Origin of the sequence: Pseudohaliea rubra DSM 19751 (assembly GCF_000764025.1) — a bacterium.
GTDB lineage: Bacteria > Pseudomonadota > Gammaproteobacteria > Pseudomonadales > Halieaceae > Pseudohaliea > Pseudohaliea rubra.
Genome location: NZ_KN234780.1, coordinates 1 through 12,792, shown reverse-complemented (window position 1 = coordinate 12,792; position 12,792 = coordinate 1). Strand labels below are relative to the sequence as shown.

General features: G+C 66.3%; 8 protein-coding genes, 3 tRNA genes and 1 other RNA gene. 10 read left to right on the top strand and 2 right to left on the bottom strand.

Features of this window, described 5'->3' with window-relative positions; all coding sequences use genetic code 11:
- Positions 1–58: 58 nt before the first annotated feature.
- The 8 genes from HRUBRA_RS11805 to HRUBRA_RS11770 all read left to right on the top strand — a co-directional run bounded on the left by HRUBRA_RS11805 (position 59) and on the right by HRUBRA_RS11770 (position 7,354).
- Complete coding sequence (locus HRUBRA_RS11805; RefSeq protein ID WP_035517486.1) at positions 59–1,732, top strand: glutamine--tRNA ligase/YqeY domain fusion protein; 1,674 nt, start codon at positions 59–61, stop codon at positions 1,730–1,732.
- Positions 1,729–3,111 (top strand): cysteine--tRNA ligase, encoded by a 1,383-nt coding sequence (gene cysS / locus HRUBRA_RS11800; protein ID WP_035517485.1) that lies wholly within the window; start codon positions 1,729–1,731, stop codon positions 3,109–3,111. The genes HRUBRA_RS11805 and cysS overlap by 4 nt, the downstream gene beginning before the upstream one ends.
- A 136-nt stretch (positions 3,112–3,247) precedes the next feature.
- Positions 3,248–3,324, top strand: a tRNA-Pro gene (locus HRUBRA_RS11795).
- Between the two features lie 51 nt (positions 3,325–3,375).
- A tRNA-His gene (locus tag HRUBRA_RS11790) sits at positions 3,376–3,451 on the top strand.
- A gap of 61 nt (positions 3,452–3,512) precedes the next feature.
- Positions 3,513–3,589: transfer RNA gene (locus HRUBRA_RS11785), tRNA-Arg, on the top strand.
- A 57-nt stretch (positions 3,590–3,646) separates the two neighbouring features.
- Positions 3,647–3,934 (top strand): sll1863 family stress response protein, encoded by a 288-nt coding sequence (locus HRUBRA_RS11780; protein ID WP_052094780.1) that lies wholly within the window; start codon positions 3,647–3,649, stop codon positions 3,932–3,934.
- A gap of 19 nt (positions 3,935–3,953) precedes the next feature.
- Positions 3,954–4,493, top strand: coding sequence for a gamma-glutamylcyclotransferase (locus HRUBRA_RS11775; protein ID WP_236629857.1), 540 nt, complete (start codon positions 3,954–3,956; stop codon positions 4,491–4,493).
- A gap of 68 nt (positions 4,494–4,561) precedes the next feature.
- Positions 4,562–7,354: a phosphoenolpyruvate carboxylase gene (locus HRUBRA_RS11770; RefSeq protein ID WP_052094776.1), complete on the top strand. Its 2,793-nt coding sequence runs from the start codon at positions 4,562–4,564 to the stop codon at positions 7,352–7,354.
- A 12-nt stretch (positions 7,355–7,366) separates the two neighbouring features.
- Here HRUBRA_RS11770 and msrB read toward each other — a convergent pair whose 3' ends face one another.
- On the bottom strand, positions 7,367–7,831 hold the full coding sequence (msrB, locus tag HRUBRA_RS11765) for a peptide-methionine (R)-S-oxide reductase MsrB (protein ID WP_035517481.1): 465 nt from the start codon (positions 7,829–7,831) through the stop codon (positions 7,367–7,369).
- Between the two features lie 97 nt (positions 7,832–7,928).
- Positions 7,929–11,249, bottom strand: a complete 3,321-nt coding sequence (locus tag HRUBRA_RS11760) for a mechanosensitive ion channel domain-containing protein (RefSeq protein WP_084592623.1) — start codon at positions 11,247–11,249, stop codon at positions 7,929–7,931.
- A 164-nt stretch (positions 11,250–11,413) separates the two neighbouring features.
- Here HRUBRA_RS11760 and ffs point away from each other — a divergent pair.
- Positions 11,414–11,510: signal recognition particle sRNA small type (gene ffs / locus HRUBRA_RS15015), an RNA gene on the top strand.
- Between the two features lie 105 nt (positions 11,511–11,615).
- Positions 11,616–12,792, top strand: a 1,177-nt coding sequence (gene dnaX / locus HRUBRA_RS11755; protein ID WP_052094773.1) for a DNA polymerase III subunit gamma/tau, incomplete at its 3' end; no start/stop codon positions are given.

Below are 12,792 nucleotides of genomic sequence, written 5' to 3'. Positions count from 1 at the left end.
AGGGCTTTCCCAGTCGGTATAATGCGCCGCCTTCCCCCAGACCGGTAGCAACGCGCGCATGGAATCGCCCGCTCCTCGACATTTTCTCCGCACAATCATTGAAGAGGACCTCCGCGAGGGCCGGGTGGACGAGGTAGTGACCCGGTTTCCGCCGGAGCCCAATGGGTATCTGCACCTTGGCCATGCCAAGGCGATCAGCGTCAACTTCGGGCTTGCCGAGGAATTCGGCGGCCGCTGCCACCTGCGCTTCGACGACACCAACCCCGAAAAGGAGAGCCAGGAGTACATCGACGCGATCTGCGAGGATGTCCGCTGGCTGGGTTATGCATGGGCCGGCGAGGTGCGCTTCGCCTCCAGCTACTTCGACCAGCTGTATGCCTGGGCGGAGCACCTCGTGCGCGAGGGCAAGGCCTATGTCTGTGATCTCGACGCCGACCGGGCCCGGGAGTTCCGCGGCACACTGACCGAGCCGGGGCGTAACAGCCCGTACCGGGAGCGCGGCCCGGCGGAGAACCTTGACCTCCTCGAGCGCATGCGCGCCGGTGAATTCGATGAGGGCAGCAAGGTGTTGCGGGCGAAAATCGATATGGCGCACCCGAACATGAACCTGCGCGACCCGATCCTCTACCGCATCCGCAAGCGATCGCACCACCAGACCGGTGACCGTTGGTGCATCTATCCGACTTACGATTTCGCCCACGGCCAGGAGGACGCCATCGAGGGCGTGACGCACTCTATCTGTACCCTGGAATTCGAGGATCACCGGCCGCTCTATGACTGGTTCATCGATAACCTGCCGGTGGCCAGCAGGCCGCGGCAATATGAATTTGCGCGCCTGAACACGAGTTACACAGTTACCAGTAAGCGCAAGCTCAAGCAGTTGGTGGACGGTGGTCATGTGGACGGCTGGGACGACCCCCGCATGCCGACGATCGCCGGCATGCGCCGGCGCGGTTTTACGCCGGCGGCAATTCGCCGCTTCTGCGAGATGGTCGGCACCTCCCGGGCCACCGGGGTGGCTGACGTTGCCATGCTCGAGCACGCTATCCGCGATGACCTCAACGCCCATGCTCCTCGCGCGTTCTGCGTCCTGAACCCCCTGCGGCTCGTGCTCACCAATTATCCGGACGGCGAGAGCGAGACGCTGACGGTGGCGAAGCATCCGAGCCGTGAGGAGCTTGGCAGCCGTGAGCTCACCTTCGGCCGCGAGTTGGTCATCGAGGCCGATGACTTCCGCGAGAGCGCCAATAAGAAGTACAAGCGCCTGGTGCTGGGCAAACGCGTGCGCCTGCGCGGGGCCTACGTCATCGAGGCCACGGACCTGGAAAAGGACAGTGCAGGTCGCGTGACCACGGTCTATGCGCAGCTCGTGCGGGGTACGCTCGGTGAGGACCCGGCGGACGGCGTCAAAGCTAAAGGTGTCATCCAGTGGCTGCACGCGGCGACAGCGCGCCCGGCCACGGTGCGACGCTACGATCGGCTGTTCACGGACCCGTCTCCGGACCGGGACGAGGACTTCCTGCAGTATCTGAACCCGGAATCTCTGGTCGTCATGGACGGCGCCCTCGTCGAGCCCGCCGTGGCCGCCGCGGCGCCGGAGGCGCGCTTCCAGTTCGAGCGTCTCGGCTACTTTGTCGCAGACCGCTGCAGCCACAACCCGGCCGCGCCCGTGTTCAACGAGACCATCGGCCTGCGCGACAGCTGGAGCGGCGGCGAGGGGCAGGGCGCGTGAACGATCTGTGGCTTTACAACACGGCTACGGGCCGGAAGGAGCGCTTCGAGCCGCAGCAGCCTGACGCTGTCACCATGTATGTCTGCGGGCCTACGGTCTACAACCTGGCCCACATCGGCAATGCGCGCCCCGTCGTGGTTTTCGACACGCTGTTCCGGCTGCTGCGATACCGTTACGCCAGCGTCACCTACGCGCGGAACATCACCGATATTGATGACAAGATCATTGCCGCCGCCCGGGAGAGCGGGCGTTCTATCGGCGAGGTGACGCAGGAGTTCACAGCCAAGTACCGCGAGGACATGGCGCGGCTTGGCGCGCTGCCACCGACGCTGGAGCCGCACGCCACCGAGAACATTGACGCCATGGTCCGGCTTACGGAGCGCCTGCTCGAGAAGGGCCATGCCTATACCGCCGATGGCCATGTGCTCTTCGCCGTGGAATCCATGGCACATTATGGCCGCCTTTCTGGCCGGCGCCTCGAGGACATGCTTGCCGGCGCGCGGGTGCAAGTTGCGGACTACAAGCGCCACCCCGGCGACTTTGTGCTCTGGAAACCCTCCAGCGATGACGACCCGGGCTGGGAAACACCCTGGGGTCGCTGCCGGCCTGGCTGGCACCTTGAGTGCTCGGCCATGATCCGAGAACATCTCGGTGAGACCATTGATATCCACGGCGGTGGCCGGGATCTGATTTTCCCGCACCACGAAAACGAGATTGCCCAGAGCTGCTGCGCCTACGGTGATGACTTCGTGCGCTTCTGGATGCACAACGCCTACCTGGATATTGATGGCGAGAAGATGTCCAAGTCTCTCGGCAACGTACGCACCGTGCGCGAGCTGCTCGGGGAATATCACGGCGAGACGCTGCGTCTTGCGTTGCTGTCCGGACATTATCGCTCGCCGCTCAATTTTTCCCGGGAGCTGCTTGAGCAGGCCCAGCACACGCTTACCGGTTTTTACAACACGCTGCGCGCGGTGGCACCCCGCGAGGCAGCCCCTGTGGCCGTCGACGTCGAGGAAGAAGCCTTCTACGCCGCGCTCTGCGACGATCTGAACACGCCCCAGGTGCTCGCGGAGATGCATGCCATTGCCAAGGCGCTGCACAAGGCTCCCGCTGAAGAGCAGCCCCTGCACCGGGCGCGGCTGCGGCTGGCGGGGCGCTTTTTAGGCATTCTCGGCGAGGAGCCGGAGCGCTGGCTTAAGGGTGACAGCGGTGAGGGTCTCGCCAGCGAGGCTGTGGATGCCCGCGTCGCCGAACGCGCGGCGGCCAAGAAGGCCCGGGACTTCGCCCGCGCCGATGCCATCCGCGATGAGCTCGCCGCCGCGGGCATTGTGCTCGAAGACACGCCTGACGGAACCCTGTGGCGCCGGGAGGGCTGACCCTGGGCGGCGCGGCGAAACGGAGTATACTTTGGGCGATTCGCGTTGACTTCCCCGGGGCCGCTGAGTAGGATGCGCGGGCCTTAAAACGGGTTCCGGGGCGATAACGCGCAAGGCTCCTTCGGGGGCAAGCCTTCGGGGTATAGCGCAGCCTGGTAGCGCGCCTGCTTTGGGAGCAGGAAGTCGGGAGTTCGAATCTCTCTGCCCCGACCAACTATTGACGCCACAGTCAGTTGGTCACCGCGCAACGTGAATCTGGCTATGGTGGCCGTAGCTCACCAGGTAGAGCACCGGATTGTGGCTCCGGAGGTAGGGGGTTCGAGACCCCTCGGCCACCCCATTCTTCCCGACAGCCCGACCCGTTCCCGCGGGATCGCGTTTCCCGGTAAAATCCTTCCTACGCGCCTATAGCTCAGCTGGATAGAGCATCGGCCTTCTAAGCCGACGGTCCGGGGTTCGAGTCCTCGTGGGCGCGCCACACTGACGCAGGCTTGTGCTAGGCTCAAGATTCACGCACAACACAGGGAGTGGCGTCATGTCATCCCGCGATGAATTCGTCAGAAAACTCAAGAACCAGATCGATGCCTTGAACGAAGAGGTTGACGAGCTGGAGGCGGCAGCGGGGGAAACCTCAGGCGAGCTCAGGGTCGAGCTGGACAAGCAGCGGGCAAGGGTCGAGGAACAGCGCGAACAGTTCTATGCCCGTCTGCAGGCGCTCAAAGATGCCGGTGACGACAACTGGGAACGCGTCAAAAAGGAGGCAGAGCATACCCTGAAGGCCCTCCACAACTCCGTCAACTACTTCAAATCCCATTTCCGCTGATGCCCGGCGCGCTATCGTTGTGAGTCAGGAGCCGGCCTGGGTCTTCGGCTATGGGTCGCTGATCTACAAGGTCGACTTTCCCTTCCTGGACCGGCGTAACGCCCGCATCGATGGCTGGGAGCGGCGCTTCTGGCAGGGGTCGCACGACCATCGCGGTACGCCGGAGGCGCCGGGGCGGGTGGTTACTCTCATCAAGGCGCCGGGTGTTCGCTGCCGGGGCGTGGCCTATCTTGTGGAGCCGGAAGTTTTCGATCACCTCGATTACCGGGAAAAGAACGGCTATGCGCGCCATCGGGTCCCGATCGTGCTCGATGACCGCGCCGCGCCGGTCGTCGGTTTTCTCTACGTCGCCACTGAGGATAACCCCGCCTTTCTCGGTCCGGCGCCGCTTGAGGAGCTCGCGGCGCACATCGCCGGGGCCGCGGGGCCGAGCGGCAGCAACGGCGACTACCTGCTGCAGCTCGCTGAGGCACTGCACGCGCTCGAGAGTTACGACGACCACGTGCACCCCCTGGCTGAGCGGGTCGATGCGCTGCGCGCGCTCCGGCAAGGCAAATAAGTGCTGCAGCCTGCCTAAAGCTTGCTATCTTTTCCCGGGACATTATTCCTGTCGCGAGCGGTAAGGCGATGGACCAGCACACTCAAGAACAGCATGCCGATGACCTCGGTGAACGGGATCTCCGGCGCCTCATGGTGGCCTTGCATAAGGTCTTGCGGGAACTCGGGGAGGATGCGGTAGCCGAGCGGCTGCCCTGGCGTGCGCAGTGGCTGGACGATCTTCCCGCAGCCAGTGCGGCCGGAGATGCGCTGGCGGGCGACGCTGCGCAGCACGGGCTCCAGGCGTATTCCATCGCCTTCCAGCTCCTTAACCACGCCGAGGAGAACGCCGTGGCTCAGCTGCGCCGGGCCACGGCGCGGCTGGGGGCAAAGGCGTCTGAAGCGGGGTCCTGGGAGCAGGTTTTCGCCCAGGCCAGGGGGCGCGGCCTGGCACCGGAGGAAATCGCGGCGCAGCTTCGGGTCCTTCGTATAGAGCCGGTGCTTACCGCACACCCGACGGAAGCCAAGCGCCAGACGGTACTCGAACACCATCGTGCGCTCTACCGCCTGCTGGTGGAGCGCGAGAACAGCATGTGGACGCCGGCGGAGCGTGCAGCGCTGGATGCAGCCACGGAGGCGGCACTGGAACGCCTCTGGCGCACCGGCGAGATTTACCTGGAAAAACCCCGCCTGCAGGACGAACGCCGCCTCGTGCTTCATTTCCTGGCCGCAGTTTTTCCTGCTGCGGTCTCCGCCTTTGTCCAGCGCTTGCGTCAGGCCTGGGAGAGTGCGGGCTTCGCCCCTGCGCTGCTGGCCGGGCCCGACGCCCTGCCGCAGATCGCTTTCGGCAGCTGGGTGGGCGGTGACCGCGACGGGCACCCGGGAGTGACCGCAGCGCTCACCGCCGAGACGTTATCGCGACACCGCGCGGCGGCGCTCGCCCTGGCGGACGAGGGGTTGGCTCAGCTCGCTGCGAAGCTCAGTCTTTCTGTGCATCGCCAGGCGCCACCGCCATCGCTCCTGGCCGCCATCAGTGAGCGCAGCGAGGCCCTGGGCGAGGCCGGGCGTGCAGCCCTTGAGCGCAACTTTGAGGAACCCTGGCGCCAGTTCGTTAACCTGCTCCGCGCAGCGCTGCCGGGCGCTGGCGAGATTCCCGCTGCGGGCGCTTTCCTGCGCGCCGCCGAGCTGGATGAGGCGCTCGGAGAACTCACTGAGGCGCTGTCAGCGGTCGGCGCCGATCGCCTTGTGGCCGCCGACGTCGAGCCCCTGCGTCTGCAGCTGCGAGCTTTCGGTTTTCACCTCGCCCGCCTCGATGTGCGCCAGAACAGCGCTTTTCACGATCGGGCGCTGGCTTCGCTGCTCTCGGTCGCGGGGGTGGCGGGGGGCGAAGACTACCCCGCGTGGTCGGCAGTGGAGCGCCGGGCGCTGCTCGAGGGGGAGCTGGCCACGGCGCGACCCTTCGTGCGTGCCGGGCAGGCCCCCGTGGGTGAGGCGGCCGCGGTGCTCGGTTGCCACGAAGTGCTCGCCGACGAGCTGGCGCGGCACGGTCCGGACGGACTCGGCGCCCTGATCGTGAGCATGACCCGCAGTACCGAGGATCTGCTCGCTGTCTATCTGTTTGCCCGCGATGCGGGCCTGCTTGCTGCGAGCGACGATGGCTGGGCCTGTCCGCTGGAGGTTGTGCCCCTGTTCGAAACCATCGACGATCTTGCGCGGGCCCCGGCGATCCTTGACGATTACCTGGGTCACCCCCTGGTCCGGCGCAGCCTCGTGCTGCGCCAGGCCCGCGATGGGCTGCCCCGGCCCCAGCAGCAGGTCATGGTGGGCTACAGCGACTCCGGCAAGGACGGCGGGATTATCGCCAGCTTCTGGGGCCTGTATCGGGCCCAGCGCGCCCTGGCTGCTGTCGGCCACCGGCATGGGGTGCAAATCCGCTTCTTCCACGGCCGCGGCGGGACCATCGGCCGCGGCGCAGGGCCGACCCATCGCTTCGTGCGCGCTCTTCCGCCGGGCACAGTGGGCGGCGACCTCCGGGTCACGGAACAGGGTGAAACTATTTCGCAGAAGTACGCCAACCGGGGCACCGCTTCGCATCACCTGGAACTGCTGGCGGCCGGTGCGCTTGCGGCCACGGCCTTCGATGTGGCGGGGCGGTCAGACCCGGCGGACCTCGGCCCGATCATGGACCGGCTGGCCGACGCCAGCCGCGGCTGTTACCGAACGCTGATCGATGCGGAGGGGTTCATCGCATTCTTCGGCGATGCGACTCCGATCGACATTATCGAGGCGAGTCGTCATGGCTCCCGGCCGCCGCGGCGCACCGGACGCCGCACGCTGGCCGATCTGCGCGCGATACCCTGGGTCTTCGCCTGGAACCAGTCCCGCTTCGTGCTCCCGGGCTGGTACGGGCTTGGCACGGCACTGGAGGCTCTCGCCGAGGAAGACACCGCTGCGTTCGAGCGGCTCCTCGCGGCCAAGGCCGAGACCGCCGACCGCTGGCCGCCGCTGCACTACCTCCTCAGCAACATCGCCACTGCCTGGATGACGGCCTCGCCGGGCGTAATGCGGCGCTATGCGGCGCTCTGTGAAGCGGAGGAAGAGGGTCAGGCGCTCCTTGCCATGATCGAGGAGGAATACGAACGTACCGGGCGGCTGCTGGAAGCCGTCTATGGCGCGCCGCTGGCGCAGGCGCGGCCGCGCATCCAGCGGGTGCTGGCGCGCCGTGACGAAGCCCTCGCGCCGTTGCATCGCCACCAGGTGGCGCTTCTGGCCCGCTGGCGCGCGCTTCGCGCCGACGGCAACGACGCAGCGGCCGACGCGCTGCTGCCGGAACTGCTATTGAGCGTCAACGCCATTGCCGCGGGGCTCGGCGTTACGGGCTGAGGCCGGTGTCGGCTAGGCGTCGGCAGGCAGGAACCGCAGGGCGACGCCGTTATTGCACCAGCGTTCACCGGTTGGTGGGGGGCCGTCGTTGAAGACGTGGCCCTGATGGCCGCCGCAGCGGGCGCAGTGGTACTCCGTGCGGGGCCAGACCAGCTTGAAGTCTTTCTTCGTTGCAAGCGAACCCGGGATATGGGTGAAGAAGCTTGGCCAGCCAGTGCCCGAGTCAAACTTCATGGCCGAGGTGAACAACGGCAGGTCGCAGCCTGCGCAGACGAATACGCCGCGGCGCTTCTCGCCGTCGAGGGGGCTGGTGCCCGCGCGTTCAGTGTCTTCCTTGCGCAATACGGCGAAGGCCTCCGGCGCCAGCCGTTCTCGCCAGGCCGCGCTGTCCAGTTCGAGCTGATCGTCTGCCGACGGCGCTTCGAAGTCGTCGGGCAGGTAAGTGCGCCACTCGCCTTGCAGGGTGGCCAGTTCCATGGGCTTCTCCTTTGCTTGACTAACGCTGATGCCGGTGGTGATGAATACCCCCGCGGCCTTTAGGATCGTTCGTCGCTCCACCCTGAGTCTCCAGCTGTCAGTTTTTCTCTACTACGGGGCGTTCGACCAGCTGTACCGGTATAGGTTCGGCGGCATCCAGATGCACGTCGCGCTGCGGGAAGGCAATACCGATACCGGCTTTGTTGAGTCGCTCGTAAATATCAGTACGCAGCTCGGTCCAGCGGTGGATGAACTCGCTCTCGGCGTAGCAGCGCAACCAGAGCGTGAGGGCGTTATCCCCGAAATCCTCGAAAGTCGCCACGGGCGCCGGATCATCTATAATCGCCGGATGGTCCCGGGCAACCTCGACCAGGATCCGCATGGCCTTGCGCACATCGCTGCCGTAGGCCACGCCCACGGGGATGACGATACGCAGCTTGGAGCTGGTCAGGGACCAGTTGTTCACCACACCGGTAATGAGGTCCTTATTGGGGATGAGCAGTTCCTTGCCTTCGAAGGTCTCAATAACCGTGGCCCGGGCACTGATGTTGACCACCGTACCGTCGTAGCCGCTGACGCTGATAACGTCGCCCACGCGGATGGGGCGTTCAAAAAGCAGGATGATCCCACTGATGAAATTGGCGACGATCTCCTGCAGACCGAAACCGATACCGACGCCGAGGGCGGCTACCAGCCACTGCACCTTCGACCAGGCGAAGCCGATAAGGCCCAGGCTGACTGAGGCCCCGACGCCGATAATGACGTACTGCAGCAGCATGCCGATGGCGTAGCGTGCCCCGGCAGACACACTGGCGTATTCCATCAGAAGCACCTGCACCAGCGGCGGCACGTGCCGGGTCAGCAGGGTCGTAAGGGTTACCACCAGAGCGGCGATGATGAGTGTCGCGAGGGAGACCGGGCGTAACTCGCCCTCGGGAAGAGTGGGGTCTGCCGTGGACCAGAGCGTGACATCCTCGAGAAGCGTGATGGCCGGCAGTGCCGGTGACCAGATGAACCAGAGGAGTGTCGCCAGCGCTGCCAGGCGGAGGGCGCCGAGGAGCCGGCCCTGGGCGTCGGACAGGGAGGCGACAGCGTCGATATCGCGCTCGGAGAGCTGATTGTCCCGCTCGCTGTCGGTATCGCTGGCTGCTTCGGCTTCCGCCTGAGCTCGCAGCTCCTCACGCTGGCGACGCTCGAGCCGGCTGCGGTAAATGAGGATGATGCGCTGCAGCACGTTCATTACAAAGAGCGTCAGCGCGACGGCCGCTACCGACCAGCCCAGCGCCGTGAGGTACAGGTGGGCCGCGAACAGCTGGCCGCTCAGGTGCATAAAGGCAGCAGCACCAGAGAGCAGGGCCGCGGCGCGAAGGAAAAACTTGCCCAGCGTATCGCCGGAGAACTGACCGGAGCGCAGCAACCGGACGCTATAGATGAGGCCCGCGAGGGAGACGGTAAAAGTCGCCAGGGCGGCCAGAGCTCCCCCGCTTTTCTCGCCCCAGCCGGTGCGGGCGAAGGCGCTCAGCCCCGCGGCGATGGGCAGCACGATGCTCAGCCAGGGCAGGTCCCGGCGCACGGCATCGGTTTTCTGGTTGTTCCATTTCAGAAGGCGCCGACCGGTGCCAACCCTGGCCGTCACGCTCATGGCCAGCTGCAGGCCGAAGATCAGCGCGCCGGCGGTGCCCAGGCCGCGAGCGATTCCCTCGGTAGCCAGACTGTCACCGCCGGCGGAAGCGAGCACCCAGGCCGTCAAGAGCAAAAAGCCCGGCAGCAGGGCGCTGCGCGCCACGCCCAGGGCGACGCCGCTGGCGATCTTACGCGGGCTCTCCTCCCGTGGGCGGATGGGTACGCCCAGCAGCGCCTGCTGTGCCGCCAGGATACGCCGTCGATTTACCAGCAGCAGGGCGATGAGCACCAGGCCAAGGAGTGTCGCCGGGTTGCGCAGCTGCTGCTGCCAATGGCTGGCCACGGACAGAAAAGGCGCGGGGTCGAGCAGAGACCAGAGCTGCGCGACGAGCTCCGCGGGATCGAGGAAGCGGTAGCTGCGGATCCACAGCAGGTTGCCCGTAAGAAACGCCTCATAAGCCTCCGTGGCTTCGATCAGGCCGGCTGCGGCCTGGTTCGTGTCCACCAGCAACCGGAGCAGGGCGTTCTGCGCTTCAAGTTTTTCCCGCAGCAGGTCCCGCCGCTGCTCGTAGAGGCGGTCCAGCACGCGCCGTTCGACCCGGGTCCAGTCTTCGAAGTTCGGAAAGCGCTCGCGCAGGTAAGCGCTGCGACGGGTACTCTGGCGGAGAGCCTCGTCGGTGTCGATGGTGTTGACGGAGACATCGGCCAGCTGCTCGTTACGCACGGCCGTGCCTCGCTGGATGTCCCGTTTGTCGGGCAGGCTTGCGAGCCGCGTCATCATGACCTGGCCCAGCTTCCCTTCAAGCCCCGCGACCTCAAGGCGGCGCTGGGTCAAGCGATAGTCCTCTTCGATGTATTCGCTGAGGTCCCGCAGTGCGGCGGTGTCGTTGCGGGCGTCGGCGAGGGCGTCGGCAAGGCGCTGCTGGTCGCGGATGAGTGAGATATTTTCCTCGGCAAGCGCCAGGACGTCGGGATGCGAGTTGTCGACTTCCCCGGCGATGCGCCGGGTTTCCTCGATGCGTCGTGCTGCGGCCGACTCACGCGTGGTCGCCGCAGCTTCGCGCAGCGCGCCGAGAAGGGCGTCCGCCCGGGCCAGGGACGCATCCAGCCAGGCCAGCTTGGCCGTGCGAATGGCATTGATCGCCGGTGTGGCGCGCAGACGCAGCTTCAGCATCTCGGCCTCGGCTTCGAGGCGCTGCTGTTCCGCGGTCTGCGCAGCGGCAGAGACCCGGGCGTTGAGGGAGCCGTCAGCGGCGGGGGGTGCTTGCAGGGCTTCCAGCTCGGCGGTTACGGCCGCCAGTCGCTGCTGCGGGTCGCTATCGCCGCTGCTGCGGTCGCCCAGAGCGGCCAGGGCAGTCGTTCGTTGCTCGGCGAGGCTGCGGCGGCGGGCTTCGACGATATCCAGCTCCGCCTCGATATCCTCGAGATCCGGGTCGGAGCCGAGGCGATCTTCTACGCTGGGCGGCGCTTCATCCATTCCGCGCACGAGGTCGTTGTAGCGTTCGACCTCGTCCGTGCTGGTCTCCATGGCCCTGCGGTAGCTGTCGGCCTCCTGGCGGAGCTGCTTTGCCCGGGCGAGGTCCTGGGCTGCCTGCTGCAGGTCGAGAAGAAGGGGCGCCCGCTCCTCATCGGTGAGCGCCGTGGCCTCGCGCACCGCGTCCTCAAGCGTACCCAGGCTGCCCGCGGTAACCGTGGGCGCCTCCTGGGCCAGGACCTTGCTGCCAACGGCGAGGCTGGCGAGCAGAATGATGAGGGGCACTAGGCCCCGCGGGAGCGACAGGCACAGTGGGTTCACGAGAGTCTCGCTATGTTCGGCTTTGCGTCAGAGGCCCCGCAGGTCCGGCGCCTCAGGGACGAGGTTAGCACAGGCCGCCGGCGCTCGTGCCGCAACGGATTCGATTGCGATGAGGCCTGCTTTCCGCGACAATGCATCTCCCCGCCAAGGGGTCGTGGTGGTCCGGGCGGTCCCCCCGCAACGATAGGCAGTGAACCCCGCCAGGCCCGGAAGGGAGCAACGGTAGCTGCTGATTCGGGTGCCGGGGTGTGGCTGTCCGGGCCGCCTCCATTGGCCTCCCGCCAACCCCCGCGCCGGTTCGGTTCTGCCGTCGTCGCTACGGGGTTATGCTTGGCCCTTCAGCACGGAGGAGCGTCCCGCGCCGGCATGTCTTATCAAGTCCTCGCCCGCAAATGGCGCCCCGCCAGCTTCGATGCGATGGTGGGCCAGGAGCATGTGCTCCGTGCGCTGTCCAACGCCCTGGACAGAGATCAGCTGCACCACGCCTACCTTTTCACCGGCACCCGTGGCGTCGGCAAGACCACCGTCGCGCGCATTCTCGCCAAGTGCCTGAACTGCGAGCAGGGTGTCAGCTCTCGCCCTTGCGGCGAATGCAGCGCCTGCCGGGAGATCGCCGAGGGCCGTAGCGTTGATCTGCTGGAAGTGGACGCTGCCTCGCGTACCCGCGTGGATGATACCCGCGAGTTGCTCGAGAACGTCCAGTACGCACCGACCCGCAGCCGCTACAAGGTGTACCTCATTGACGAGGTACATATGCTATCCCAGCACAGCTTCAATGCACTCCTCAAGACACTCGAGGAGCCTCCGCCGCATGTGAAGTTCCTGCTGGCCACGACAGACCCGCAGAAGCTTCCGGCGACAGTGCTGTCGCGTTGTCTGCAGTTCAACCTGAAGAATATGCCGGCCGGACAGATAGTCCAACACCTGCGGCATATTCTTGGCGCGGAAGGTGTCGACGTCGAGGAGCCCGCGCTCTGGCTTCTCGGCCATGCCGCCGCTGGCAGCATGCGCGATGCGCTCAGCCTCACAGATCAGGCCATCGCCTTCGGCGGCGGGCGTCTTCTGGAGGCCGAAGTGCGCGACATGCTCGGCACGGTGGACCGGGACCATGTATTCCAGCTGCTCGATGCCCTCGCCGCTGACGATGCCAGTGCGCTGCTCGCGGCTGCTGCGACTATGGAAGCCCAGGCGCTGGATTTCGCCGCTGCCCTCGAGACGCTGCTGGCGGTGCTGCACCGGCTGGCGCTGGCGCAGGTCGTGCCCGGGGCGCTTGACCCGGAGATGGGGGACGTGGAGCGACTGCGCTCCCTCGCCGGGAACTTTTCTGCGGAGGACGTGCAACTCTACTATCAGATCGCTCTCAACGGCCGTCGTGATCTGCCTCTGGCGGTGGATCCACGGGCCGGTTTCGACATGGTCCTGTTGCGCATGCTCGCGTTCCGCCCGGCCCCGGCGCTTGCCGCGGCCGGGGCTCGCGCTTCCGAGGCTGCCGCCGGCGAGGTCGGCCCCCCCGGAAAAAAGCCTGAACAGCGGCGGGCCCCGA

Bases quoted from the DNA above. Each gene is read 5' to 3' on its own strand.
- HRUBRA_RS11805 (WP_035517486.1), top strand. From the start codon at position 59: ATGGAATCGCCCGCTCCTCGACATTTTCTCCGCACAATCATTGAAGAG.
- HRUBRA_RS11780 (WP_052094780.1), top strand. From the start codon at position 3,647: ATGTCATCCCGCGATGAATTCGTCAGAAAACTCAAGAACCAGATCGAT.
- HRUBRA_RS11770 (WP_052094776.1), top strand. From the start codon at position 4,562: ATGGACCAGCACACTCAAGAACAGCATGCCGATGACCTCGGTGAACGG.
- msrB (WP_035517481.1), bottom strand. From the start codon at position 7,831: ATGGAACTGGCCACCCTGCAAGGCGAGTGGCGCACTTACCTGCCCGAC.